The sequence below is a fragment of the Pseudomonas sp. PME37.24/025 genome (genome assembly GCF_055556615.1).
In genome coordinates, this window is record NZ_JBVHNK010000018.1 from 1 (window position 1) to 25394 (window position 25394).

At 58.5% G+C, this 25394-nt stretch carries 29 protein-coding genes and 2 pseudogenes; 13 read left to right on the forward strand and 18 right to left on the reverse strand.

Translation table 11 applies throughout. The features are described from left to right. Positions 1 to 149: 149 nt before the first annotated feature. Positions 150 to 374 (reverse strand): annotated as a pseudogene (locus ACZ3HH_RS26465) (hypothetical protein); the annotation flags it as partial. A gap of 483 nt (positions 375 to 857) precedes the next feature. Between ACZ3HH_RS26465 and ACZ3HH_RS26470 the strand changes: the two are divergent. From ACZ3HH_RS26470 to ACZ3HH_RS26500, 7 genes are all read left to right on the forward strand, one after another. Beyond that, positions 858 to 1934, forward strand: coding sequence for an LLM class flavin-dependent oxidoreductase (locus ACZ3HH_RS26470; RefSeq protein WP_367375521.1), 1077 nt, complete (start codon positions 858 to 860; stop codon positions 1932 to 1934). A 27-nt stretch (positions 1935 to 1961) separates the two neighbouring features. Next, positions 1962 to 2573: a cysteine hydrolase family protein gene (locus tag ACZ3HH_RS26475; protein ID WP_465809101.1), complete on the forward strand. Its 612-nt coding sequence runs from the start codon at positions 1962 to 1964 to the stop codon at positions 2571 to 2573. Next, a complete protein-coding gene (trpD, locus tag ACZ3HH_RS26480) occupies positions 2570 to 3625 on the forward strand; it encodes an anthranilate phosphoribosyltransferase (protein WP_465809103.1) in 1056 nt (351 codons plus the stop codon). The genes ACZ3HH_RS26475 and trpD overlap by 4 nt, the downstream gene beginning before the upstream one ends. Then, positions 3622 to 4842, forward strand: a complete 1221-nt coding sequence (locus ACZ3HH_RS26485; protein ID WP_367375524.1) for a phosphoribosylanthranilate isomerase — start codon at positions 3622 to 3624, stop codon at positions 4840 to 4842. The genes trpD and ACZ3HH_RS26485 overlap by 4 nt, the downstream gene beginning before the upstream one ends. A gap of 122 nt (positions 4843 to 4964) precedes the next feature. Next, positions 4965 to 6185, forward strand: a complete 1221-nt coding sequence (locus tag ACZ3HH_RS26490; RefSeq protein ID WP_465809106.1) for an MFS transporter — start codon at positions 4965 to 4967, stop codon at positions 6183 to 6185. Between the two features lie 14 nt (positions 6186 to 6199). Continuing rightward, the gene (locus tag ACZ3HH_RS26495; protein ID WP_465809108.1) at positions 6200 to 7618 is read left to right on the forward strand and encodes a UbiD family decarboxylase domain-containing protein; all 1419 of its coding nucleotides are present in this window, start codon (positions 6200 to 6202) and stop codon (positions 7616 to 7618) included. A gap of 33 nt (positions 7619 to 7651) precedes the next feature. Further along, positions 7652 to 8350 (forward strand): HAD family hydrolase, encoded by a 699-nt coding sequence (locus ACZ3HH_RS26500; RefSeq protein ID WP_367375527.1) that lies wholly within the window; start codon positions 7652 to 7654, stop codon positions 8348 to 8350. A 199-nt stretch (positions 8351 to 8549) separates the two neighbouring features. On the opposite strand, the pseudogene ACZ3HH_RS26505 reads toward ACZ3HH_RS26500, so the two are convergent. The 9 genes and pseudogenes from ACZ3HH_RS26505 to ACZ3HH_RS26545 form a co-directional block, all read right to left on the reverse strand. Beyond that, positions 8550 to 8974: pseudogene (locus tag ACZ3HH_RS26505) on the reverse strand (hypothetical protein). A gap of 47 nt (positions 8975 to 9021) precedes the next feature. Beyond that, a complete protein-coding gene (locus ACZ3HH_RS26510; protein ID WP_367375529.1) occupies positions 9022 to 9306 on the reverse strand; it encodes a hypothetical protein in 285 nt (94 codons plus the stop codon). Positions 9307 to 9610: 304 nt separating this feature from the next. After that, positions 9611 to 9841: a hypothetical protein gene (locus ACZ3HH_RS26515; RefSeq protein WP_008012835.1), complete on the reverse strand. Its 231-nt coding sequence runs from the start codon at positions 9839 to 9841 to the stop codon at positions 9611 to 9613. A gap of 244 nt (positions 9842 to 10085) precedes the next feature. Next, a complete protein-coding gene (locus ACZ3HH_RS26520) occupies positions 10086 to 10343 on the reverse strand; it encodes a hypothetical protein (RefSeq protein ID WP_007900018.1) in 258 nt (85 codons plus the stop codon). Between the two features lie 69 nt (positions 10344 to 10412). Beyond that, positions 10413 to 11450, reverse strand: coding sequence for a DNA topoisomerase IB (locus ACZ3HH_RS26525; protein WP_465809112.1), 1038 nt, complete (start codon positions 11448 to 11450; stop codon positions 10413 to 10415). A gap of 98 nt (positions 11451 to 11548) precedes the next feature. Continuing rightward, positions 11549 to 12628 carry a molybdenum ABC transporter ATP-binding protein gene (gene modC, locus ACZ3HH_RS26530; RefSeq protein WP_465809114.1) on the reverse strand — a complete coding sequence of 360 codons (1080 nt, stop codon included), beginning with the start codon at positions 12626 to 12628 and terminating at the stop codon, positions 11549 to 11551. Between the two features lie 3 nt (positions 12629 to 12631). Continuing rightward, on the reverse strand, positions 12632 to 13312 hold the full coding sequence (gene modB, locus ACZ3HH_RS26535) for a molybdate ABC transporter permease subunit (RefSeq protein WP_465809116.1): 681 nt from the start codon (positions 13310 to 13312) through the stop codon (positions 12632 to 12634). Beyond that, positions 13313 to 14071, reverse strand: a complete 759-nt coding sequence (gene modA / locus ACZ3HH_RS26540; protein WP_465809118.1) for a molybdate ABC transporter substrate-binding protein — start codon at positions 14069 to 14071, stop codon at positions 13313 to 13315. Between the two features lie 245 nt (positions 14072 to 14316). Continuing rightward, positions 14317 to 15381: an NAD(P)H-dependent flavin oxidoreductase gene (locus ACZ3HH_RS26545; RefSeq protein WP_465809120.1), complete on the reverse strand. Its 1065-nt coding sequence runs from the start codon at positions 15379 to 15381 to the stop codon at positions 14317 to 14319. Between the two features lie 160 nt (positions 15382 to 15541). Here ACZ3HH_RS26545 and acuI point away from each other — a divergent pair, with 160 nt between their 5' ends. Together acuI and ACZ3HH_RS26555 are read left to right on the forward strand one after the other, a co-directional pair. Further along, positions 15542 to 16525, forward strand: coding sequence for an acrylyl-CoA reductase (NADPH) (gene acuI, locus ACZ3HH_RS26550; RefSeq protein ID WP_465809122.1), 984 nt, complete (start codon positions 15542 to 15544; stop codon positions 16523 to 16525). A gap of 53 nt (positions 16526 to 16578) precedes the next feature. Continuing rightward, complete coding sequence (locus ACZ3HH_RS26555) at positions 16579 to 17067, forward strand: GyrI-like domain-containing protein (protein WP_465809124.1); 489 nt, start codon at positions 16579 to 16581, stop codon at positions 17065 to 17067. Here the strand turns inward: ACZ3HH_RS26555 and ada are convergent. The 5 genes from ada to ACZ3HH_RS26580 form a co-directional block, all read right to left on the reverse strand. Then, the gene (gene ada, locus ACZ3HH_RS26560; protein ID WP_465809126.1) at positions 17031 to 18104 is read right to left on the reverse strand and encodes a bifunctional DNA-binding transcriptional regulator/O6-methylguanine-DNA methyltransferase Ada; all 1074 of its coding nucleotides are present in this window, start codon (positions 18102 to 18104) and stop codon (positions 17031 to 17033) included. The genes ACZ3HH_RS26555 and ada overlap by 37 nt on opposite strands. Before the next feature lie 87 nt (positions 18105 to 18191). Continuing rightward, on the reverse strand, positions 18192 to 18872 hold the full coding sequence (gene alkB / locus ACZ3HH_RS26565) for a DNA oxidative demethylase AlkB (protein WP_465809128.1): 681 nt from the start codon (positions 18870 to 18872) through the stop codon (positions 18192 to 18194). Continuing rightward, positions 18862 to 19572, reverse strand: coding sequence for a 2OG-Fe(II) oxygenase (locus ACZ3HH_RS26570; protein ID WP_465809130.1), 711 nt, complete (start codon positions 19570 to 19572; stop codon positions 18862 to 18864). Before ACZ3HH_RS26570 ends, alkB begins: the two co-directional genes overlap by 11 nt. A 127-nt stretch (positions 19573 to 19699) precedes the next feature. Further along, complete coding sequence (locus ACZ3HH_RS26575; protein WP_465809267.1) at positions 19700 to 19870, reverse strand: hypothetical protein; 171 nt, start codon at positions 19868 to 19870, stop codon at positions 19700 to 19702. A gap of 28 nt (positions 19871 to 19898) precedes the next feature. Continuing rightward, positions 19899 to 20201, reverse strand: coding sequence for a DUF1883 domain-containing protein (locus ACZ3HH_RS26580; RefSeq protein WP_123358511.1), 303 nt, complete (start codon positions 20199 to 20201; stop codon positions 19899 to 19901). A gap of 212 nt (positions 20202 to 20413) precedes the next feature. Between ACZ3HH_RS26580 and ACZ3HH_RS26585 the strand changes: the two genes are divergently transcribed. Both ACZ3HH_RS26585 and ACZ3HH_RS26590 read left to right on the forward strand, forming a co-directional pair. Then, positions 20414 to 20770: a hypothetical protein gene (locus tag ACZ3HH_RS26585; protein ID WP_465809133.1), complete on the forward strand. Its 357-nt coding sequence runs from the start codon at positions 20414 to 20416 to the stop codon at positions 20768 to 20770. 76 nt (positions 20771 to 20846) lie between these two features. Next, the gene (locus ACZ3HH_RS26590) at positions 20847 to 21077 is read left to right on the forward strand and encodes a hypothetical protein (protein ID WP_007935641.1); all 231 of its coding nucleotides are present in this window, start codon (positions 20847 to 20849) and stop codon (positions 21075 to 21077) included. Positions 21078 to 21088: 11 nt separating this feature from the next. Here the strand turns inward: ACZ3HH_RS26590 and ACZ3HH_RS26595 are convergent, their stop codons facing one another. Both ACZ3HH_RS26595 and ACZ3HH_RS26600 read right to left on the reverse strand, forming a co-directional pair. After that, entirely contained in the window at positions 21089 to 21370 is a 282-nt protein-coding gene (locus ACZ3HH_RS26595; protein WP_465809135.1) for a hypothetical protein, read from the reverse strand. A 125-nt stretch (positions 21371 to 21495) separates the two neighbouring features. Then, positions 21496 to 21708: a hypothetical protein gene (locus ACZ3HH_RS26600; protein ID WP_050683079.1), complete on the reverse strand. Its 213-nt coding sequence runs from the start codon at positions 21706 to 21708 to the stop codon at positions 21496 to 21498. Positions 21709 to 21941: 233 nt separating this feature from the next. Here ACZ3HH_RS26600 and galU point away from each other — a divergent pair, with 233 nt between their 5' ends. Together galU and gorA are read left to right on the forward strand one after the other, a co-directional pair. Next, entirely contained in the window at positions 21942 to 22781 is an 840-nt protein-coding gene (galU, locus tag ACZ3HH_RS26605; RefSeq protein WP_465809138.1) for a UTP--glucose-1-phosphate uridylyltransferase GalU, read from the forward strand. Between the two features lie 129 nt (positions 22782 to 22910). Continuing rightward, on the forward strand, positions 22911 to 24269 hold the full coding sequence (gene gorA, locus ACZ3HH_RS26610; RefSeq protein WP_465809139.1) for a glutathione-disulfide reductase: 1359 nt from the start codon (positions 22911 to 22913) through the stop codon (positions 24267 to 24269). Here gorA and ACZ3HH_RS26615 read toward each other — a convergent pair. After that, a complete protein-coding gene (locus ACZ3HH_RS26615; protein WP_465809141.1) occupies positions 24266 to 25285 on the reverse strand; it encodes a DNA-binding protein in 1020 nt (339 codons plus the stop codon). The genes gorA and ACZ3HH_RS26615 overlap by 4 nt on opposite strands. Positions 25286 to 25394: the final 109 nt, after the last annotated feature.

The window sequence follows — 25394 nt, forward strand, 5'->3', positions numbered from 1 at the left end:
TCTCATGCAGGCCTTTGTCGTTTCTGCCACGCAATTTTCGACAGGCGCTATCCTTGATGCGGCGTCGACTGGACGCACCTGCGTGCCAACCCATCTGGTCGCTACCAGGGGCAGCGATCAGGTGAAGATGCCTTCAGCTCATAAAACAGCTACTTCTCCGTCCATTTTCCCCCACCGGTTTCGCAATCGATCCTGGCCTGCGGCAGGTTCTCGACGCTGTAGTAATACGTGATGACCTGGGCATTGTCGGGGATGTTCAGCGGTTTGCTGTTCTTGTCTTTGCTGATGGATTGAGGGTTGGCCAGCGCCTCTGCAGTCAATGTGCCCAGGCAGGTAGCCCGATAGCGATCGCCGCACTGGTGGACTTTTTTCTTGGCGAAAAACTGGACAACGTCACTCTGAGTACGTTTTCAAAAACGCTACGTATCAATTTGGAGCGCGAACTATGGGCGCGCGAAGAGCGGAAAACGCTCTTTCAGCCCAGGAGTGGCGTGACTTGCAGGCTAATAACGGGAGTGCTTTTCAGCGTTTCCCTAAGCTTTTTTGGGCATGGATGACAGGCCGGGTCTGACCTGGACTCGCCATTTTCCAGCACTCTCTTTAGTTGTCACCGCCACGCACTTATTTCCGAGAACTTGTTACCGAGTGTATCGCCGTGGTGCAAAAAAACCTTCGAGCTCATCGGCCCAAAGATCGGTTGGGTCTACTGTTTTCGTTTTTTTTTTACATTGGATCCAATGTCTTATGTGGCGTTCAGGAATTTTGGGTGCGCCCGGACGAAGGCTGGCCGCTAAATTGCATATATGTATATACAAGCCTGTACGACCACCATAGACGGACCTGAGGGGGAACACCCGATGAAGTTGGGAGCATTCATGATGCCGGCGCATCCGCGCCATCGATCTATTCGTGACGGTCATTTCCACGATCTGGATACGCTGGAGTACCTGGACCGCATTGGTTTTGAAGAAGCCTGGATTGGCGAGCATTACATGATGCCGTCAGAGCCATGTCCTTCACCCGATATTCTGATCGCACAAGCCTTACTCAAAACTAAACGCATCAAATTGGCTCCCGGAGCCTTCATGTTGCCTTTCCATCACCCGGCGGAACTGGCTCATCGCATCTGTTTGCTCGACCATATTTCCGAAGGCCGACTCATGGTCGGAATCGGGGCCAGTGGCACCAACCTCGATCTGGAAATGTTCAACATCGATCACAAGTCCGGTGCGCATCGCGAGATGACCGCCGAGTCGATCGCTATCATGACCCGCTTCTGGGAAAGCGAAGGTCCATTCGAGTATCGCGGCAAGTACTGGACGGTACGGCGGCCTGCCGACCAGATGGACAAATGTTCGGGTTACCACCTCAAGCCGCTCCAGCAGCCGTACCCACCGATTGGCGTGACCGGTCTTTCGGCCTCGTCAGCCACCTTGGGGCTTGCCGGTGCCAATGGCTGGATTCCCATCAGTTTTTGCTTCACTCCCCAGTACCTGCATACCCATTGGGCCGCCGTGGAACGCGGAGCCCTTGAGGCCGGACGCGTTGCGCCTTCAAGAGACATGTGGCGGGTGAGCCGCCCCTTCTTTGTCGCCGATACCGATAAAGAGGCATGGAGACGTTCGGTGGGGGGTGAGATGGGCCGCTATTTTCGCGAGGATTATCTGCCAATGCTGGCGGGCAACAACGCCTTGGGGTTGCTCAAGCATCACCCTGATGTGCCGGACAGTGATGTCACTGTCGAGTATGTCGCGCAGCATTGCTGGATCGTGGGCTCGGCTGAAACGGTCAGGCAGCGAATTGAGGACATGCAGGAGCAGTCCGGCGGCTTTGGCGTATTGCACATCATGTGCTTCGACCACCTGGATGACCTTGCGGCTACCCGAGACAGTTATGCCGCCCTGGCCCGGATAGTGGCCACCGATTTTGCCTGACTCACCTCAATGGAATGGAAGAGCACGATGCAATCACCTTTCACAACGGTCAAAGTCCCGCACAACATCGCGCTGGTGGTGATCGATATGCAACACGACTTTGTCGATGATGACGCACCCATCGCCTGCAAGGGCGCCAGCACCATCGTACCGCTGATCCATGAGCTGGCCGGGTTGGCGCGGACCCTGGGGATCCCGGTCATCTATACCCGCGAGTCGCACCGCAAGCAGAAAGTCGATTTCGGGCTGGAACTTGAATATGGCGAAACCGAGCATTGCGTCGAAGACACGCCAGGTGTCGAAATCATCGACGAACTGCGTCCCCATGATAGTGATTATGTCCTGGTGAAACGCCGTTACAGCGGCTTCTTTGCGACCGACCTGGATTTGCTGCTCAAGGGTCTGGGGGTCGATACGCTGGTGTTGACCGGTGTGGCCACTGACGTTTGCGTGCGTGCCACGGCTCAGGACGCCTTGCAGCTGGACTACCGGGTCTGGGTGCCGCGCGAATGCGTGGCCGGCACCAGCGAGGCGCGCCACCTGGCTGCCCTGGAACATATCGGTTATGTCCTTGGGCGGGTCCTGCCTCTGGACTCGGTCATGCAACAGATGCGTTACAGCTACGAGGTACAGGCATGAGTGCGGTGCAGGAAGCCAAAAAGCTGCCTTGTTCCGACTACCACCAGGTGATTCGTCAATTGGTCGAAGAACGCGCCGATTTGTCCAGGCTGGAAACGAGACAGGTGGTCGAGGCCATTCTCAATCGCCAGTTCAGCGATCTGCAGATCGTTGCGACGCTGGTTGCGCTCAGTCGCAAAGGCGAGACGGCGGACGAGGTAGCGGGGGCGGTCGACGCCATTTTGAGCCGCAGTACACCGCTGCAGACCGGTTTCGACAACGCGGTCGATATCGGTGGAACCGGCGGTGATCGCGCGGGCACCTTCAATATTTCCACGACGGCGGCGTTTGTGGTGGCAGCGGTGGGGGTCCCGGTTGTGAAACATGGCAACCGCAGCGTTACCAGTCGTTGCGGCAGCAGTGACATGATTGCTGCGCTGGGTGTGGATATTGAGCGCCACAGCAGTGCGCAGCAGATTCGGGCGGATCTCGCCGCGTACAACTTCGCTTTTGTGGCCACCTCCAGCTTCCACCGTTTTGCTCCGCGTATCGGTGAACTCAGGCGTGAGATCGGGGTGCGCAGCCTCTTCAACCTTGCTGGCCCCCTGGTTCATCCGGCGGGTGTCAAGCGTCAGCTGATAGGCGTTGCACGACACTCTCAGCTTGAGCTCTTGGCCCATACGCTGCTCAGGCTTGGCCGCGAAGAAGCCTTTGTGGTGCATGGAGTCGATGGGCTCGATGAGGTCAGTTGCATCGGCGAAACCCTGATCGCCCATGTTCGCCACGGCACTGTCGAGACGTTCAGCGTACACCCGCGCGACTTCGGCGTTGCGCCTTGTCGTATGGAGGACCTGGCTGGCGGTGACCCTGTTCGTAATGCACAGCTGTGCACCGCCATCATTGAAGGCGAGCGGGGGCCTCGCAGCGATGCAGTGGTCATCGCGGCGAGCGCGTTGTTGGTTTTGAGCGCCAGGGCTGACAGTTTTCTGGAAGGTGCAAGCATGGCCCGCGCGGCGATTGACAGCGGTAAGGCCTATCAGATTTTTCAAGGATTTTTGGGGCAGGGATTATGAAAACAACCGTGAAGATTTGCGGCATCACCACGCTGGAGGATGCGTTGGCGGCAGTGAATGCCGGTGCCGATGCACTGGGGTTTGTCTTCTCGCCAAGCCCGCGTCAGGTCAGTGCAGAGGTGGTGCGCGGGATCGTCGACCAGTTGCCGCCATTTATCAGCACTGTCGGCGTGTTTGTCGATGAGCCGTTGCCCATCGTGCTGGACGCGATCAAGCACTCGGGCATTTCGATGGTCCAACTGCAGGGCGACGAGAGCAATGAATACTGCCAGCAGATTGATAAACCCGTGATCAAGGGCTTTCGTGTCGCCGCTGAAGTGGATGTTGACCTGATCAATAGCTACCAGGTGAGTGCCTACTTGTTCGACACCTACGTTGAGGGCCGGGACGGTGGTACGGGCCAGCGCTTTGACTGGGAACTGCTGCGGCGCAGTCGTTTTTCACGCCCGGTGATAGTTGCTGGTGGCTTGAATGCAAACAACGTTCGGCACCTGATGGAAGCGCTGAACCCTGATGGCGTGGATGTCAGCAGTGGCGTCTCGGCAACCGCCAGCACCAAGGACAGCGTCAAGATGCACGCCTTTGTCTCGGCGGTTGAAAAGGCCGACCAGGGGCAAGGTCTGGAAAAGATCGAATTCGGCAAGATCGATATCCTGCGCGAAGCGTTCCATGACCGGCCGCTGGTGGAGGTCAACGGCAAGCAGTTTCTGATCAATTCGTTGACCGAGCAGGTACCCGCGACGCCCGCGCGGTTGTTGCGTGTGGCGGCGCAACGGGTGTGCGAGGCCGCAGATCTTTCCCCAGGGTTGAAACTGGTGGGAGAGGAGGATAAGGGCGGTGTCCTGCTTGCTGCAGTTTCCTTGCTCAGCGGCCTGCCATTCGGCATCGCGCGCTGGTATCCGTCGGGGCTCGAAGGGCAGGTCAAGGTCGGCTTCGACTGTGAGTACATTTCTGGTGAGTTGTACTTGAACGGCGTCGAGCCCGGTGACCGAGTGATCATAGTTGATGATCTGATCAGCACCGGCGGTACGCTCATCGGGCTGATAGAGGCTGTACGTCGGGCTGGTGCCCATGTCGAGCAGATTATCTGCGTGGCCGAGAAGCTGGACTATGCCGGGGTCGAGCGGGTGCGCAACGTCACCGGCCTGGAGGTCAAGACCCTGGTTCGCGTGAGGGTGTCAGGGGCAACGTCCAGCGTGGTCGATGTTGCCTATTAATACCGGCGGGTCGCTTCTCGCGACCCATTTCCAGGGGTGGCAATAGCCACTTTCGTGGTTAAACCGCAAGCAAGATCCGAGAGCAAACTGCTATGAAACCCAAAATATTTCCAGGATGGTATGTGGTGTTCGCGGCGCATCTGCTGCTGGCACTTATCTTTGGCGGCGCCTATTCGTTCGGGGCGTTTTTTTCGCACATCCAGTCCAACTTCGATGTGGGGCGTTTTTCCGTGGCATCGGTGTTTTCACTGACGGCCTTCATATATTACGCAGTCGGGGTCTTCTCCGGTTCTCTGGCGGATCGCATCTCGACCCGGATCGTGGTCTGCGTTGGCATAATCTTGCTGGCGCTGGGGTTTTTCCTCAGCAGCCTTGCCTCCGGCTCGTTGCAGTTGTTCCTGGTGTGCTTCTGTTCCCTGGTCGGGTTGGGGGTCGGTCTGGTGTATGTGCCGACGGTGACAGCGGTCCAGCGCTGGTTCGTCAAAAACCGCAGCAAGGCTTCGGGCATTGCGCTGGCGGGAACCGGTGTCGGGACTTTTGTCGGGCCGTCGGCTGCAGGGCTGCTGATGCAGTATTTTTCCTGGGAGTCGACAATGCAGATCTTCGCCGTGGCCATTCTTGTTGTTGGCCTGCTGGTGGCGTCGCTGGTCAGGAGCAATCCGCAGGAGCTGGGCCTTTCGCCGGATGGCCTCGCCCCCTCGTCTTCGAGCGCCAGGCATCAAGTGGCACCTGGCGGCATGCGTCTGGCCGAAGCCGCGAGTACAGGGCGATTCTGGTGGTACTTCGGGGCGATTTTTTTTGGCTCGGTCGGGCTGTTTCTCGCGCTTGTGCACATCAACCCCTACGCTCGCCAGTTTGACATTTCCGCCACCCAGGCCAATTTGTTGATCGGGCTTATCGGCGTCGGCAACGTAGCCGGTCGGTTGTTCCTGGGAAGCATCGGTGACCGGATGGGGGCTCGTCGCCTTCTGATCGTTTTGACCTTCGCGCTAGTGCTGCTCAATATCCTGTGGCTTGGCGCCCATACATTCATCACGCTGGCGCTGTTCGCCATTTGTTTCGGCGTGGCCAATGGTGGCTGTATATCCCTCTACCCGTCGGTGGCTGCCAGTTGGTTCGGCACGGCGAACTTGGGGGCAATCCTGGGGGCCCTGTACATTTCGGTCGGGGTGGCCGCCCTGATCGGAGGGAGCGTCGCAGGGCTGCTGTTCGACCTTTATCAGAATTACGCGGTTTCGATCATGCTGGGTGCGCTCTGTGCGCTGCTGTCAGTGGTGTTCATCCTGATTGCCGGCCGCCAGTTGCCTCAGGTTGCTGTCCCGGCCCCCTCGGCTGGTTCCTGAGCGAGGGGGCGGGTATGACTGACAACGTTGAAATTCGTGATCTTCGCTCCGCTCTTGGCGTGCTTGAGCGTCAAGGGCAAGCCTTGGAGTACATCGATACACCCATTGATCCGAACCTGGACTTGCTGAGTGACTATCAGGGTGCCTACCGAACGGCGGCCAACTCGGTGATGAGCGCCGAGCAACCTCTGAGGTTGTATCGCAAGCCGCTGACGGGGGTGTTTCCGGTGTTGCTGGGAGTGTTGGGTAGTAGAGCCAACAGCCGGATCTTTCTGGATCCCCAAGGCAGGCAGGGCAGGGATGTCTCCAATGCTGCGTTGTTGTATCGGGCGATCACGGCTCCGATTGCGCCCGTCATGGTGCACGCGTCGGCGGATCGGGTGGTCATGGAAAATCCCGACTTGCAGGCTTTGTTGCCGGCGCTCACGTGTTCGGCCGGTGATCCGGGGCCGACCATTACGCTAGGTATGGTCTATGCCCGCGATGAACGCAGTGGTGCCACCAATTGCTCGGTTCACCGCATCACGATCAAACCTTCTTCGGTCGTTATCGCGATCTATCCGGGAGGAGACCTGCAACGCCTGATCGATATCCATGCCGAACGTGGCGAGCGGTTGTCGGTTTCAGTCAACATCGGCATGGACCCGGTAATCTACATCGCCGCAGCCCTGAGCAAACCCGCGCTCGGATTTGGTGACGACGAGTTGGGGGTGGCGGGGGCGGTCCGGGGGCAAGGGGTCGAGCTTGCCCCCTGCTTTTCCAACGCCGGGCGTTTTGTCGAGCACGCCGAAATTGTCCTGGAGGCGACCCTGGGTAACGAAATGGAAGCCGAATCAGAGGTCGGCGATGCGCACTCGATGCCTGAGTATCTGGGTTACTACTCGCCATGCGGCCAGGTATCGACGCTGCGCGTGAGCGCCTTGAGCCATCGTCCGGGTGCCATCTACCAAGCGCTCTCGGGGCCAGGCAGGGAACAGTCCGAATTATTGGGCGGTGCCCAGGAAGCTTCGATTCTGCGCCTGCTCAGTGATTGGGGGATGAGCGCGTTGGTCAAGGATATCGTGGCCCAACCCGCCGGTGGCGGCCACCTGTTTACCGTGTTGCAGGTTCTCAAGTCCTGCGAAGCGGATGATCAGCGGGTAAGGCACCTCGCGCAGAGACTGCTCGAAAATATCTCCAGCACCAAGAACATCCTGTTGCTGGACGACGACGTCAATCCCTGTTCGGCCGAGGAGGTATTGTGGGCAATGTCCACTCGCTTTCGGGTGGAAATGGATATTCACAGTACTCGACCGTTGCCTGGCACACCGCTCGACCCGACCCTGTCGAGTCTTTACCGCACGGGGCAGCGCAATGGCGTCGCCCCTAAAAGCATCTTCGATTGCACGGTGCCGTTCGCCTTGCGTTCAAGGTTCCGTCGGGCGTTTGCCTGACTGGTATTTGCCCACTTGAGTGATCCATGGTCTATGCACTATCGCACCCTGCTGATTGATTTCGATGGCACCCTGTTCGATACCCGCAATGCGATCCGCAAAACCCTTGAGGTTCTGGCCAGTCGCCGTGGTGTACAGCCTTTTGCTCCGGACTTGATCGACCATGTGATCGACCAAGGACTCACGTTGGTTGAAATGTTGGGTGTGTTGCTGGGCGTCGGCGATTTGCCTGAGTTGCCGGTGTGGGTCGCCGACTATCGACAGATTTACAACGGGGGGTTGGGCGTCGCCCAAAGCGTGCCTTATCCAGGTGTCGAAGAGGTTGTGCAACGGCTGCATGACGCGGGTAGCGAGCTGTTTGTTGTTTCCAACAAGGGAGAAGTCTCGATCATGGCCAGTCTTGAACAGTATCGTCTGGGTTCCTGCTTTCGCGGGGTAGTGGCTGCTGTCGGCGAACGAGCGCCGAAGCCGGCCCCGGCCAGCTTTTTTGAGCAGATCAAGCCTCGGATGCGTAACGCCGACAGGACGCAGGTACTGGTGGTCGGGGACACCGAGATCGATCTTGGGTATGCCCGCAATATTGGCGTAGCGAGTTGCTGGGCCGCTTACGGGTATGGGCAACCGCAGCGCTGCGAGGTGCTGGCGCCGGATTTTGTCATTCGCTCGGCGACTGATCTGCTGCGGTTGGAGGACTGCCGTGGGTCTCGGATGCACTCGAGTACCGGGAGTTAGTCTTCGATTCCGGCTTCGGCGCCATATTTTTCAAAGGCCTGCATGAGGTTTCTCATGCAGGCCTTTGTCGTTTCTGCCACGCAATTTTCGACAGGCGCTATCCTTGATGCGGCGTCGACTGGACGCACCTGCGTGCCAACCCATCTGGTCGCTACCAGGGGCAGCGATCAGGTGAAGATGCCTTCAGCTCATAAAACAGCTACTTCTCCGTCCATTTTCCCCCACCGGTTTCGCAATCGATCCTGGCCTGCGGCAGGTTCTCGACGCTGTAGTAATACGTGATGACCTGGGCATTGTCGGGGATGTTCAGCGGTTTGCTGTTCTTGTCTTTGCTGATGGATTGAGGGTTGGCCAGCGCCTCTGCAGTCAATGTGCCCAGACAGGTAGCCCGATAGCGATCACCGCACTGTGCAACTTTGGTCTTGGTGCTGGTCAGCATTTCCTTGCTTTCGTTGCTGCAGGACCAATCAATAGAGTCCACGGCATGCCTTCATACTCATAGCAGGAGTGTGTTTCGATCACCGGAACTGAAGGGCTTTGGGATCGGGTTTTGACGTCGCACCCTTGCGCCATCACCCACGAGGGGCACAGGCAGACGATCAGAAGCAGAAGAAGTCTGTTCATCGGTATTTCCTCTCCTATAGCGCCCCATGCAGGGATCCGGGAGTCAACTACACGAATGGCTGGCCGGTAAAACCACGCGGCAGTCTTTGCAAACCGGGCATTTCGATCAGTCGCTGGGTCCAGGCTGCGCGCCAGTCAGTAACGGTGTGGGCGACTTTGGCCTTGCGTGCGGCGCGACGTGCAGCGTTGCGTTCGGCTTTGCGTGCTTCTTTGAACGCATCGGTGTTGCGGCAGCTTCTGCATTTCACGCGGGTCAGTATGCTGCTTGAAGTCAGGTTGCTACCTTTGTGTCCGCAGGCCAGGTGCCCGCCGACTTTGAAGTGAGTGACCATGGGGCATCTCCTTCTTGATGTGTAATCGTTCGACAGGCAGGCGAGGGCGTTCGTTCGTTATACAACAGGCAAAAAAAGGCCCGCATGCGGGCGGGCCAGGGGGATTTCTTGAAAGGAGTGGATGCACTGTAGGGGCTGAGTTGTGAAGGCGGTGTGAAATGTGGAAAGAGCACAAACAAAAAAAGCCCGGCAAATTTGGCCGGGTTGGTATGTAGCGCAGACAGGTATAAGCCTGGTGACGATGAAGTCACCGCTCAGGCGTCCTGACTCGGGCTCTGTCCCTGACTTGAGTACCTTGGTCGACTCATCTGAAACGAGGCAGCGGCGGCTCGACAGGTTTGAGCGAAGAGAGCGCGCTGCGAATCTGCGGCGTGTCTTTCTCGATGTCGTTCAGACGATCGCGAATCCTGAGGGCTGTCGGATGCCCCCCTTGATTATCAACCCAATCGGCGATTTCCTTGCACGCGGCGGCAAGGCGCGCCTGACGGGAGTCAAGCAGGGTGAGCAGGGTGGTGATGGACTCTTTCTCGGACATGACATACACCTCCGTTCAAAGAAATCGGGTAAAGGGCAACAAAAAGCCCGCGAGGAGCGAGCTTTCTGCCGGTGGGTCGCTGATCCTTCAGCTCCTTTAAGTATAGACCCGGAAATAAAACAGGTCAGCTTCAGGCGCCAGACACAAGACCTGTGGTGAGAGGGCTTCTGTGGCGAGGGGGCTTGCCCCCGTTGGACTGCGAAGCAGTACAGAAGCTCCTAGCCTTGGTTCTGCACTGACTGGCTCAGGCCTGCCGGGACTTCGGCGAGCTGACCGCGTTAAGCCGCCGACATTCGCGCGCGGCGTCCTCTTCAAGATCGAAGCCGTCACCGATGAAGCCGCGAGTGCGGGTATCGGTGATGCGATACCAGACGGCAGCGTCGGGTGGCGGGTGATCGGGTTCTCCGGCCCGGCGGCCATGAATGATGATCTTGTTGCAGCGTTTCACAACGAAAATGTCTTCCATGGCGTCACCGAAGCTATTCGTATTCAGATCAAGCATAGAAGCCGTTTGCAATCACGCAAAAAAAGGGCAGGTCAGTTCGTCGGTTTAGTTAGCCTCGAAGAAATCTCACGGTGTTTCGGCCGTCTCGATAAGTTTATCCAGAAGCACAGCCAGCGCGACTTCTTCTGCCCTCAACCTTTTACGTCCCCTCGACCGCGGCAGTTCGGATAATGCGCCCTGCATGAAACCATCGACGACCGCCGGATGGATGTAGCACTTGCGGCAAACCGCCGGGGTGTTGCCGAGCTGTCGGGCGACGTTCTTGACCATTTCCACCACATGCCGCTTTGCGTCGGCTTCCGATTCCCACTGCAACTCGCACAGCACCGCCAACGCCAGTGCACTGCCGGCCCAGGTGCGATAGTCCTTGGCGGTGAAATCGGCGCCGGTCAGCGTCTGCAAATAGGCGTTGACGTCGGAGGAACTGATGGTGTGCCGCTCGCCGTTTTCGTCCAGATACTGAAAGAGGTTTTGCCCGGGGATTTCCAGGCAACGTTTGATAATTCGCGCCAGGCGCCGGTCTTTGACGGTGATCTGGTGCTCGATGCCGCTCTTGCCGCGAAACTGGAACAGAATCGCGCTGCCATTGACCTCGACGTGACGGTTGCGCAGGGTCGTCAGGCCATAGGAGCGATTGTCCCGGGCATATCGGGTATTGCCGACCCGAATGAGCGTCGCATCGAGCAAGGTAATCACCGTGGCCATGACCTTGTCGCGGCTGAAACCGGGCGCGGCCAGCAGCGTTTCCAGCTGTTTGCGCAGTTTTGGCAGGGCCTGGCCGAAGTCCCGCAAGCGCGAGTATTTGTCGGCATCGCGCACTTCCCGCCAGCGTGGGTGATAACGGTATTGCTTGCGGCCACGAGCGTCACGACCGGTGGCTTGCAGATGGCCACGCGGATCGGGGCAGATCCATACATCGGTGTAGGCGGGCGGCACCGCGAGTGCATTGATGCGTTTGATTTCATCCGGATCGGTAATGCGCTGACCCGCCGGGTCGAAGTAGCAAAACTTGCCGCGCAGGAGCTTGCGGGTGATGCCGGGCTGGCTGTCATCGACGTAATGCAGGTCGGGCGGCAGAACATCAGGCAACGCGGTATCTGGCATGGCGGGCAATCCTGGGCGACGAATCATGGGGCGTTAAGCCATTGACCGCGCGCTATCGTCGGGGTGCCTAGAGACTGCCTAGAGAGTGCCGACAGATTTTATGCCAGCACCGCCACCGCTTTGATCTGCGCCCAGAGCTGCTGTCCGGGGTGCACGCCCAGTTGATCCCGGGAATAGCGGGTGATTCGCGCCAACAGCGGTGTACCGGCTGCGTTCAGGCGAATCAGTACGTGAGCGGCGTTATCGGCGCCGATTTCACTGATCACCGTGACCGGCAGGCGATTGAGGATGCTGCTTTGCTCGACGCCTTGCAGGCTCAGGCTGACATCTCGCGCCTGGACCTTGCAGCGCAGCGCCTGGCCTTCAGCCATCGGCGAATGGGCGACTCGAATGCTCAGGTCCGTGTTGGGCAGTTGCAAGGTTAACAACTGATAGTCGGCGTCATAGGCACTGACGTGTCCTTCGATCACCACGCCAGCGTCGTCACCGAGCGCCAGCGGCAGATCGAGACGGGCCAGGGTTTCGCCGATCGCGCCGCTGGCTAAAGCGTTGCCATTGCTGAGCAGGACGAGGTGGTCGGCGAGCCGCGCGACTTCATCCTGAGAATGGCTGACGTACAGCACGGGGATGTCCAGCTCATCGTGCAGCCGTTGCAGATACGGCAGGATTTCGTTCTTACGCTGGGTATCGAGCGCTGCCAGCGGCTCATCCATCAGCAACAGTTTCGGGCTGGTGAGCAGGGCGCGAGCGATGCCGATCCGCTGGCGCTCACCGCCAGAAAGGTTCTGCGGATCACGATCGAGCAAATGGCCGATCCCCAGCAACTCAGTGGCATGCGCCATGTCGACCCGGCGCTGTTGACGAGGGATACGTCTGAGGCCGAACTCCAGATTGGCCCGCACCGATAAATGTGGGAACAGGCTGGCTTCCTGGAAGACATAACCCACAGCACGTTTATGCGGCGGGACAAAAATCCCCTTGTCGCTGTCTTGCCAGACTTCGTCGTTGACCTGAATAAAACTTTGCTCGGCCTGTTCCAGGCCGGCGATGCAGCGCAGGCAGGTGGTTTTGCCCGAACCGGAATGGCCGTAAAGCGCCGTCACTCCGCGGCCGGGCAGTTGCAGGTCCACATCCAGGGTGAATCCCGAATAATTCAGTTTCAAGCGCGTATGAATCATCGATCAGCTCCAGACCGCTTTGGTTTTACGGCTGGAGTAGAGCGCCAGCAATACCGCAAAGGAGAACACCAGCATTGCTCCGGCCAGCCAATGAGCCTGGGCGTATTCCATGGCTTCGACGTGATCGTAGATCTGCACCGAGACCACGCGGGTCTTGTCGGGAATGTTGCCGCCGATCATCAGCACCACGCCGAACTCGCCGACGGTATGGGCGAAACCGAGAATGGCCGCGGTGATAAAACCGGGGCGGGCCAGCGGCACAATCACGCTGAAGAACGTGTCCCAGGGATTGGCGCGCAAGGTTGCAGCCACTTCCAATGGGCGAGTGCCGATGGCGGAAAAAGCATTTTGCAGTGGTTGGACCACGAACGGCATCGAGTACAGCACCGAGCCGATCACCAGCCCTGTAAAACTGAAGGTCAGGGTGCCGAGGCCCAGTGATTGGGTGAACTGACCGATCCAGCCGTTCGGGCCGAGCGCCAGCAACAAGTAAAAGCCGATCACTGTGGGCGGCAGCACCAGGGGCAGGGCGACGATCGCCCCGATCGGGCCGCGCAGCCAGGAACGGGTGCGCGACAGCCATAACGCAATCGGAGTGCCGATGACCAACAGGATCACGGTCGTCAGGGACGCCAGTTTCAGGGTCAGCCAGATGGCGGAATAATCGGCACTCGATAGCGTCATTTAGAGTTGGTAACCGTAGGATTTGATAACAGCGGCGGCTTTCGGACCTTTGAGGTAGTCAACCAGCGCCTTGGCGGCCGGGTTGTCCTTGCCCTTATTGAGGATCACCGCGTCTTGTTTGATCGGGTCATGCAGATCGGCGGGGACGATCCAGGCCGAACCGCTGGTGACTTTGCCGTCTTTGTAGATCTGCGACAAGGCCACAAAACCGAGTTCGGCATTACCAGTGGAAACGAACTGGTAGGCCTGGGTGATGTTCTGACCTTCGACGATCTTGTCTTTGACTTTGTCGGTCAGGCCCTGCTTGGCGAGCACCTGAGTGGCGGCCAGGCCATACGGGGCGGCTTTCGGGTTGGCGATGGACAAGTGTTGATACTGATTGTCGCTCAGCACCTTGCCCTTGGCGTCGACGTAACCGTCCTTGGCCGACCACAGCGCCAGGGTGCCGATGGCGTAAGTGAAGCGCGAGCCTTTGACGGTGTCGCCTTCGGTTTCGAGTTTTTTCGGGGTGGTGTCGTCCGCCGAGAGGAATACTTCGAACGGCGCACCGTTCTTGATCTGGGTGTAGAACTGGCCGGTTGCACCAAAGGAGGTGACCAGTTTGTGCCCGGTGTCTTTCTCGAAATCGGCTGCGATGGCCTGGATTGGCGCGGTGAAGTTGGCAGCAACAGCGACCTGGACTTCATCCGCCTGGGCGGAGCCGAAAGCGAACACGGTGAACAGGCACGCGGGGGCAATACGTGAGGCACGAATGATCATGAAACGGCTCCGTGGTAGGCGAGATGAAACGCTATATAGATGAATATATAGCGAATGACCTGTAAACGGAACTTGTCGGATGCAAAGCGCAGGTTGGCAGCGGATTTGTGGCTAGGGGGCTTCCTGTGGCGAGGGAGCTTGCTCCCGCTGGGTCGCGAAGCGGCCCCAAAAGCTTCACGACCGCTTCGCAGCCGAACGGGAGCAAGCTCCCTCGCCACAGGCAAGCCCGCCCACAGGGTCTGCGCCTAACGGTGGGGTACCTTTGCTAACCCTTCCTCAGCCAAACGCCGGGTCAGCTCTGCTGAGGTCATTTCAACCCCCAGCGTGAACGCCTGACCAGCCCAAAGACTGCTGAAATCCGCCTCTGCTTTCGCTCGCAATGGCATCAACGCACCGCCCGCCAAGGGGAAGGCCGGCGCTTTGGCGCTCATCGGCCCCAGCTCACGCATCACTCGATTGAGAATCCCCCGCGCCGGGCGTCCGGTGAAAATGTTGGTGACCGCCGTCTCGCTTTCTTTGGCCGTGCGCAACGCCTTCTGGTGAGAAGCGCTGACCTTGGCCTCCGGCGTGAACAAATAAGCCGTACCCACCTGGACCGCCGAAGCGCCCAGCAGAAACGCTGCCGCGACGCCCCGCGCATCTCCAATCCCGCCTGCCGCAATTACCGGCACTTTCACCGCATCGACGATTTGTGGCACCAGGGCAAAGGTCCCCACCTGGCTGCTCAGGTCATCACTGAGAAACATTCCCCGGTGGCCGCCAGCCTCGTAACCCATGGCGATGATCGCATCGCAACCATGCTGTTCCAGCCAGACGGCTTCTTCGACCGTAGTCGCCGAGGAAAGAATTTTCGCCCCGGTGGCTTTTACCCGATCCAGCAGGGACTTTTCCGGCAAGCCGAAGTGAAAACTCACCACTTCAGGACGAAATTCTTCGAGTACTTCGCAGGCCGCATTATCGAACGGTGCGCGATTGGACACCGGCGTTGGTGCGTCGAAATCGACTCCCAATTCCCGATAGTACGGTTCCAGCAGGTTCTTCCAGTCCTGGGCGCGCTGCTCATCGGGCGGCGGAGGTTGATGGCAGAAAAAATTGACGTTGAACGGACGCTGGGTGTGTTGGCGAATCGTTTTCAGCTCCTCACGCAACTGCTCGATGCTCAGCATCGCGGCGGGCATCGAGCCCAAGCCGCCAGCATTGCTTGCCGCAATCACCATGGCCGAAGTCGTCGCGCCGGCCAGGGGCGCCTGGATGATCGGCAGTTCGATCCCGAGCAGGTCAAGAATGCGGGTGTCTGGCCATTGACTCATGTGCAGTGTTCTCCGACGTCGGTAGAAGCGAATTTGTATCAGTAATGACTGACCCAAGGCCAGTCGAGTTTGAGGATTGGCTTAAAGTCGGCTACGGCGATGTGTTTTCATGTGTTATTTCAACAGCACGACAACTGAGCGAATCCATCGGGAGGCAGTGATGTTCAAAGGCATTTTGATCGACAAGGACGACCGCGGTTACCGGGCCACGCTGCAAGAGATCAATGACGATCAATTGCCTGAAGGCGATGTGACCGTGCGTGTGGCGTACAGCACGCTGAACTTCAAGGATGGCCTGGCGATCACCGGCAGCAGCCCGGTGGTGCGCAAATTCCCGATGGTGCCGGGGATCGATCTGGCGGGCACTGTCGAAGTCAGCGGTCATCCGGACTACAAGGTCGGTGATCAAGTCCTGCTCAATGGCTGGGGTGTGGGTGAAGGACATTGGGGCGGATTGGCGCAGAAAGCTCGATTGAATGGCGACTGGCTGATCCCGTTGCCCAAAGCATTCACCGCCGCGCAAGCGATGGCCATCGGCACGGCCGGCTATACGGCGATGCTGAGCATCCTGGCGCTGGAGCACAACGGCGTGAACCCCGAGCAGGGCGAAGTGCTGGTGACGGGCGCCAATGGTGGCGTAGGCAGTTTCGCCATCGCGCTGCTGAGCCAACTCGGCTATCGCGTGGTGGCATCCACTGGGCGCACTGCCGAGCACGACTACCTAAAGCAATTGGGTGCCAGCGAAATCATCGATCGCGCCACGTTGTCGGAGCCGGGCAAACCGTTGGCCAAGGAACGTTGGGCGGCGGTGATCGACTCGGTCGGCAGCCACACGCTGGCCAACGCTTGCGCGAGCACACGGGCCAACGGCACCGTCGCTGCTTGCGGCTTGGCACAAGGCATGGACTTTCCAGCCTCCGTCGCGCCGTTCATTTTGCGCGGTGTGACCCTGGCCGGTATCAACAGCGTGACCCAGCCCAAAGCCAGGCGGATACTGGCCTGGAATCGCCTGGCCAAGGATCTGGACTTCGCCTTGCTGCCGCTGATCAGCCACGAAATCGGCTTGAGCGAAGCCATCGACGCCGCGCAGCGCCTGCTTGCCGGCCAGTTGCGCGGTCGGGTGGTGGTCGACGTCAATCGTTGATCGTCTTGGCGCCAATCAATCAAACAAACTGTAGAAACAAGGAAATAGCGACAATGGATGTAAAGCTGCGTGAAGTGCTGCCCTTTAGCGTCTCGGGGTTGCAAGTGCGAACCCTCAATGCCGCAGAACAGCAACCAGAGACCGCGTGCATCGGCCCTATGTGGGAACAATTTTTCGTCGAGGACGTTTTCGACAAGATCGCCCACAAACAGCCGGATTCGTTTATGTATGGCGTCTATTCCAACTACGAGTCCGATGCTTCGGGCCACTTCGATGTGACCGCGGGTGCAGCGGTCACCGCGCCCTCCGAGGACTTTGCGCAGATTCAGGTTGAGGGCGGTGATTACCTGGTGTTCAGCGCCAAAGGGCCGATGCCCGACAGCGTCATTCAGACGTGGGGCCTGGTCTGGGCTTACTTCGAGGATAACCCGCAGGTTCGCCGCAAGTTCGCCACGGACTTCGAGGTCTACACCGGTCCGGAGTCCGTGGCGGTCTACATTGGCATTCAGGATTCAGCCGCGTTTTCGCGCTCCAGCAACTGACGCTTGCGCTCCACACCCCAGCGATAGCCCGACAGGTTGCCATCGCTGCGCACCACGCGATGGCAAGGGATTGCCACCGCCAGGCTGTTCGCGCCACAGGCCTGGGCCACGGCGCGCACGGCTTTCGGTGCGCCGATGCGCTGAGCGATATCGGCATAACTGGCGGTGCTGCCGGCAGGAATCTCCCGCAGGGCTTGCCACACTCGTTCCTGAAACGCCGTGCCGCGTACGTCCAGCGGCAAGTCCAGGCCGAGCGCCGGGGCTTCGATAAAGCCCACCACTTTAGCGATCAACTGCTCGAACTCATGATCGGCGCCAATCAGGTTGGCACGCCGAAATTTGTCCTGCAGATCACAGACCAATTGATGCGGATCGTCCCCCAACAGAATCGCGCAGACGCCGCGCTCACTTTGCGCCACCAGAATCGCCCCGAGGGAACACTGGCCGACGGCAAAACGAATGTCGTTGTTCTGCCCGGCCGCACGGTAATCGCCGGGCTTCATGCCCAGCAGTTGATCCGCAGCCTCATAAAATCGGCTGTTGGAGTTGAATCCTGCGTCATACAGCGCGTCGGTGACCGTGCCGCCGTCCGCCAGACGCTCGCGAACCTTGCGTGAGCGATGGGCGGTGGCATAACCCTTGGGTGTCAGGCCGGTAATGGCCTTGAACACGCGATGGAAGTGGAAACTGCTCAGGCCGGCCGCGTCGGCCAATTCATTCAATGGCGGCAACGTCTCGGCGGATTCGATGTGACGGCATGCAGCGGCCACGGTCGTGGCGTGCTGTGCGGCGACGTCGCTTTGATCCTTCGCGGCTCGTTTGCTGGGGCGATAACCCGCCGCCTGGGCTTGCTCGGCGGTGTCGAAGAATTCGACATTCTGCGGCTTCGGCAAACGCGCCAGGCTGCTGGGGCGACAATAGATGCCGGTGGTTTTCACCGCATACACAAACTGCCCGTCGGCGCGGGGATCGCGCGCGACCACGGCGGCCCAGCGAGGATCATTCTCGGTAGCGATTTTTGTCGATTGAGTTGTCATGGCTTCATGTCCGTTGACCCGTTTCATGCAGATTAACCAGCCGGCAGGGTCGCCACACTCCGGGTCTTGCGGTCGAATTCAACGGTTTCATCCTGCGGTACGAAAGGTGAAGTTGATTCGTTGTTCGCCCAACTGAGGGTGATAACCCTCCTTGATCGGCAATACGCCGTGATAACGCAAACGGTCCACGCCGCCCCAGACCACAATATCGCCATGCAACAGCGGCACCCGCTGGTTTTTTGCACTGCGTTCGAAGCCACCGAACAGGAACGTCGCCGGCAAGCCCAAGGACACCGACACAATGGGCGCAGCGTAGGACCCTTCGTTTTTGTCCTGATGCAACGACATTCTGGCACCGGGAATATAGCGGTTGATCAGGCAGGAATCCGGTACGAAATCCATAAAACCTGCCTCTCGCGCCGCCGCTTGCGCCAGCTCGAAAAACACCTCGGGCATTTCAGGCCAGGGCAGGCCGGTCTGTGGATCGTTGCGGGTGTACTTGTAGCCGCTGCGATCGGTGGTCCAGCCCCAGGTGCCGCAACTGCTCAGTGCCACTGACATGGTAAAGCCGCCAGGCGTGACCATCTGCCGAAAGGGCGCCGCTGCCAGTACCGACTCCAGTGCCGGCAGCAACCGGTCGAACCACGGCAGGGCGAAGCCTCTAAGAACGTAGGATTGTTCGCCGATTTGCTCGCGCCTGGGTTGTTGCTCGGGTTCGGCGTCGGCAAACAGATCGAAGGTGATCGGGCTCATGGGGTCATAGCGCATCGTGAAAGATGATTCCAAGGGTATGCCGTTTTCCACTGTGCAGGCGACTCACCCCGTGACGCATGGTCACTCGGTAATAGCCGCGAACACCTTTTACCGGGCGCTGATTCACGGCAAAAATCAACGCGTCACCTTTCTTCAGGCCGATGACTTGTGGGCGTGACTGCATCCGTGGACGTTGTTCGGTCAGCACAAATTCACCGCCGGTGAAATCTTCCCCCGGTTCTGACAGAAGAATCGCCACTTGCAGCGGGAAAACGTGTTCGCCGTACAGATCCTGATGCAAACAGTTGTAATCCTGTGGGCCGTATTGCAGCAACAAAGGTGTCGGGCGTTCCTGACCGGCGGCATGACAGCGTTGCAAAAACGCTTCGTGCGATTCGGGGAAACGGGTCGGCAGGTCCATCGATTCGTACCAACGGTTGGCGATCGGAACCAGTCGAGGGTAGAGCGCGCTACGCAACCGGGCCACCGGATCCGGCAGCGGGTACTTGAAGTATTTGTATTCACCACGGCCAAAACCGTGGCGAGCCATCACCACTTTCGAGCGAAAGGGTTCGGACCGGACGTACAGGGCGCTTATGTCATCGCAGGTCTCAGGGCTTAAAAACGACCTGATGACTGCGCAGCCATCCTGATCGAGTTGCTGCGCAAGCAGAGCCCAGTCGAGGGCGTCGTTGTGAATCGGGTCGGTAAACAAGGGTTCTGACTCCTTGACCAAAAGGTCGAGGTGGCCAGTTTAGTGAGCGTTGCGGGAGTGGACACTCCGGCGCTTGCGGTCGAATTCGAAAGGGGAGCAGACGTCCATGTTGTCGCTCCAGATCGCTTTACAGCGCTTTGCTCACGCTGATCTCACTGATGACATCTTCAGTCTGGCCATGAATAACGTCCAGTGCAGCCCTGGCTTCTTCTTCGGTGCCATTCTCAAGCTGGGCAAATTCGAAGCGGCGCTCGCCGTTTAGTTTGTATTTGATGACGTATTTGGTCTTCTGAGCCACGGTCATACCTGCCTGTTTTGGTGTGGGCTCAGCTCAGTTTCGAGCTGGAGCGGCGAATAATCTTGATCGAGTGCGTCAGGGTCGGTTTGCGGGTCACGCTGATCGGCCGGCGGGTGACCATGTCGATGGTGATGTTCCAGAAACCGGTGCTCGGCGCAGTGATCCGGGCCGGGAAGGTGTCGAATGCGCCGCCGTGGTAGGTATGACGGCCGCCATTCTTGAAACTGCGGAAATTGGCGTCGTTCATCAAGCGGATGTTGCACATTTGGGAGCACTGGATGACGACGATGTCGTCTTCGTTGAGGTGCTCGCGCTGGTGGATAAATTTCATGAGGCGCCTCCAGAAGGGCTTTTTCTACAAAATCAAAACGATAGCATGGGCGATTGGCGCAGTTTATCAGCCCGAACAGGTTATTATCCGGCTGTCGGGGTGCGCTTTGACAATTAAAAACAGTTATCCGGAATTCTATGAGCGATAAAAGCAGTGAGCCTCGGAGAAAACCAGTATTCGAACTGTCGGAAAGTCTTTATCGGAGGTTTTGTATGAAGTGGGGTGTTCTGGTCATGCCGTTGGCATTGGCAGTGGGTGGATGTGCGAGTGTCGCGGACATCAATGAGTCGTTGCCCACTATGAGCGTGATTTCAGGCAAAAAACCCCATGAGTACGCGCAGTGCCTGGTCGAAAAACTGGCCGATAGCCGTGGTGCCCTGCAAGTCGAGCCGCACAAGGATGGCGTGCGGGTTATCGTGCCGCAGAAGTTCTCGTCGGGGCCGGCAGCGGTATTTGAAATTGAAGACCGCTCTGGCGGCAGCAGCATCAAGCTGCACGAACGCATCTCCAATGTGCCTTTGCGCCCATGGGATGTGCGTAATGCTGCCACCGCGTGCATATCCGGCTGATAAACTACTCCCAGTCAGCATCGATGCCGTCAAAGTCGCGCTTTGACGGCATTGTCATTTCTGGAGTTTAGTAAGCATGAAGCGAGAGCAGGTGCGGGAGCGCCATGCAGAGGGTCATATCTCTGCCACCCACGTGATTCAGAACCCGGCGAACCCGGGGGAGTGGATCGTGTTTTTCAAGAAAAGCGCCGGGCGCAGTTTTTTCCTGGTGGATGACAACGATGAAGTCGAGTCCTTCAGTCGCCTCGACGATTTGATCGAGACTGTGCGCGGGCTCGGGATCAAATTCGCCGAAATTCACATGTAGGGCAGAGCGCCTTACTTGCAGACCACCACTACGCTGCGGTTTTTGTAGTTGCCGACGTCGACGCCCAAAGTCTTTTCGCTTTCCTGGGTCGAAGGTGTGCCGTCGGTACCGACAATCCGATAGCCGGTGCCGGCGCAAGAGGCATCGGCTTTTTCGTAGCAGGTCGCCCAGGAATTGGCCTCGCCGGAGCAATCGATGGTCAGCCCCTGTTCACCATTGTCCAGGTAGGTTTTTTCAGCCGAGGCACAGCCCGCCAAGGCCAGAACTGCAAACAGCGCCGGTATCGTTTTCATGAAATCAGTCATCGGGAAGGGAAGGGCTGGCGCGAGGGTATAGCGAATGGCCATTTCGGTACAGGTAAACCCATCACCGAGTCCCCGTTCAATGCTCGAACGGCATTTGCCGGGGCCGGTCCTGGTCATTTCTTGCGGCGGGGGCTCCGAGCTGGCGCTGCTTCACGGGGTGCGGCCGGGGCAGAGCGGTCGTCCTGGAACACCGCAGCCACTTCCACCGCCATCGCCTTGCTGGGCAATGGGCCGGCGACCTGTTCGCCGTGGTAATTGACTATCCACCACTGACCGTCCTCGTCCTGGCTGACCGAATAACCGTTTGCGTTTTGTGCTGCCGACATATAACTGCCTCGTTGGCGGGATCAAGGCGGCCATGATACGTCAAATGCACGCAAACGGCGCTCATGGGCGTAGAGTGGGAACGCTCGATCCGTCGAACCGGATGGCGATTGAACTATTCGCCGGTTTATTTCTCTATGATGGCATCGGTTAGCCAGTGCAGGGCATTGTAAGGTGCCCGCCGCCTGATTAGACTGCGCCAAAACTCGAACACACAGCCCTTTCAAGGACTTATATGATCAAGAAATGCTTGTTCCCAGCAGCCGGTTACGGTACTCGCTTCCTGCCAGCGACTAAAGCCATGCCCAAAGAAATGCTGCCGGTGGTAAACAAGCCACTGATCCAGTACGGCGTCGAAGAAGCACTGGACGCCGGGTTGACCGAAATCTCCATCGTCACCGGTCGCGGCAAACGCGCCCTGGAAGACCACTTCGACATCAGCTACGAGCTGGAAAACCAGATCAAGGGCACCGACAAAGAGAAATACCTGGTCGGCATCCGCAAGCTGCTCGACGAGTGCTCGTTCTCCTACACTCGCCAGACCGAAATGAAAGGCCTGGGCCACGCGATTCTGACTGGCCGCCCGCTGATCGGCGACGAACCCTTTGCCGTAGTGCTGGCGGACGACTTGTGCGTCAACCTTGAAGGCGACGGCGTCCTGACCCAAATGGTCAAGCTGTACAAGCAGTTCCGCTGCTCGATCGTTGCCATTCAGGAAGTCGATCCGCAAGAAACTCACAAGTACGGCGTGATTTCCGGTGAGATGATCCGTGACGACATCTACCGCGTTCACAGCATGGTTGAAAAACCAAAACCTGAAGATGCGCCGTCGAACCTGGCGATCATCGGTCGTTACATCCTGACCCCGGACATCTTCGACCTGATCGAACAGACCGAGCCAGGCAAGGGCGGCGAAATCCAGATCACCGACGCCTTGATGAAACAGGCGCAAAACGGCTGCGTCATGGCCTACAAGTTCAAGGGCAAGCGTTTCGACTGCGGTGGCGCCGAAGGCTACATCGACGCGACCAACTTCTGCTTCGAGAACTTCTACAAGACTGGCAAGGCTTACTGATAGCGCCTGAGCTGCTTGTACTGAAAAGCCACCTTCGGGTGGCTTTTTCATTTTCCGGCCCCACATAGTTGTCAACGCTTGCCCAAAGGCCACCCGCAGGTATGCTGGTCGCCTGCCGAGGAGATAGAAATGGCCTACGATTTTGACCTATATGTGATTGGTGCCGGTTCTGGCGGTGTACGGGCTGCACGGTTTGCGGCCGGTTTCGGCGCGAAAGTCGCCGTGGCCGAGAGCCGCTATCTGGGCGGTACGTGTGTGAACGTCGGCTGCGTGCCGAAAAAATTGCTGGTCTACGGGGCGCACTTCGCCGAAGACTTCGAGCAGTCGCAAGGTTTTGGCTGGACCCCGGGTGAGGCGAAGTTCGACTGGGCGACGCTGATCGCCAACAAGGATCGCGAGATCAATCGCCTGAACGGCATCTATCGCAATCTGCTGGTCAACAGCGGCGTGACCTTGCATGAAGGCCACGCGAAAATCGTCGATCCGCATACCGTCGAGTTCGATGGCAAACGCTATACCGCCAAGAACATCCTGATTGCTACCGGTGGCTGGCCGCAGATCCCGGAGATTCCGGGGCACGAGCACGCAATTAGTTCCAATCAGGCGTTCTTCCTTAAAGAGCTGCCCAAGCGCGTTCTGGTGGTCGGTGGTGGTTACATTGCGGTGGAGTTTGCCGGGATTTTCCACGGGCTGGGTGCCGCGACCACGCTGCTGTACCGCGGTGATCTGTTCCTGCGCGGCTTCGACGGTGCGGTGCGCAAACATTTGCAGGAAGAGCTGACCAAGCGCGGCATGGACCTGCAATTCAATGCCGACATCGAGCGCATCGACAAGCAAGCCGATGGCAGCCTGAAAACCACGCTCAAGGATGGTCGCGTACTGGAGGCGGACTGCGTGTTCTACGCCACTGGCCGGCGTCCGATGCTCGACAACCTGGGGCTGGAAAACACCGGCGTCAAACTCGATAAGAAAGGTTTTGTCGAGGTTGATGAGCAATATCAAACCGCAGAACCATCGATCCTGGCCCTTGGCGATGTAATCGGTCGGGTGCAGCTCACGCCGGTCGCGCTGGCCGAAGGCATGGCCGTGGCGCGGCGTTTGTTCAAGCCCGAGCAATATCGCCCGGTGGATTACAAGATGATCCCGACCGCCGTGTTCAGCTTGCCGAACATCGGCACTGTCGGCCTGACCGAGGAAGAGGCGCGAGAGGCCGGGTACGATGTGGTGATCTTCGAAAGCCGTTTCCGGCCGATGAAGCTGACCCTGACCGAATGCCAGGAGCGCACCTTGATGAAGCTGGTGGTGGACGGCAAGACTGACAAGGTCCTGGGCTGCCACATGGTCGGCCCGGAGGCTGGCGAGATTGTTCAGGGGTTGGCAATTGCTCTGAAGGCGGGCGCGACCAAGCGTGACTTCGATGAAACCATCGGCGTGCATCCAACGGCCGCCGAAGAGTTCGTCACCATGCGTACGCCAGTCGCGGGTTAATCGTCCTTGCGCGAGGCTGATGCGTCTGGCCCTGTCGCAACGACAGCGGCCAGGCGCGCGCTTTCATCCAGGCTTGCCTGCAACTTGATCAGTTCAACTTCCAGCGCTTTATTGATGTGCGATTGCTCATCGATGTTCTGTTTGAGTGACTGGCTTTCCAGCAAGGCAATGCGCAAGCGTTCCTGGAGGAGGGTGCGTTCGCTGTCGATGCGGTTGACCTGTTCCAGCAGCTGATCCTGTCGGCTGTTGGTGTGCTTGAGTTGCTCTTGCGACAGGCTCAGCTCGCGCAGCGTTCCGCGGTTTTCCGTCAGTAAGCGCTCGTTGTCGCGATGCAACTGGGTGATTTCATCCTGGCGAACCAGTGCGCTTTGCTGCGCCTGGCGTAATTCCATCTGAATCTGCTGCACCTGACCTTCGTGGCGGCGCTGCTCCTGTTCGCGCTGGTCTTTGACGGCATTGCGGTAGTGTTCCAGTGCCTCGCGGGCGTGCAGGTGCTTTTCTTCCAGTGAGCGGATCTGCTCGTCCTTGTCCTGCAAGCGTAATTCGAAATCTGCCAACGCCTGGTTCAGCCCGGCGTTGCGGGTTTGCTCGCTTTGCAGCATGGAGCGGATGTCATGCAGTTCTGCTGATTCCTGGGTCAGCGCCAAGCTTTGAATTTCGTATTGCTGCTGCAATTCGGTATTGGCCTCGCCAGCCTCGTGCAGCTGCGTTTCCAGTTCTTTTCGTTGTTGCTCGAACTGTGCGCGTGCCTGGTCGATGGGTTCTTGCGCCTGTTCCTTCAGGCGTTGCGCCAGCCGCGACACCAGGTTCGCCAGCTCATCGTCGATAGGCTCGGAAGGTGCTTGCGCGGGTTCGGTGCCGTCATCGAGCTCCTTCATATAGCGATGGATTGTGGTTTTTGAACCGGTATTGCCCATCTCTATCCGCACCGCATCGATGCTCGGATGTTCGCCTCGGGCGAGGATTGCCGAGCGTGCCGCCTGCACCAGTGCCTTGTTTACGCCGCCACGTGCCATGTGTTCTCCTACGATTTGATACTGTGGTACGTACCACTAATATGCGCAATGTACCACGACAATAACAAAGTTAAAATCTTGCAATTTTTCATGCGGGATATACTGGTAT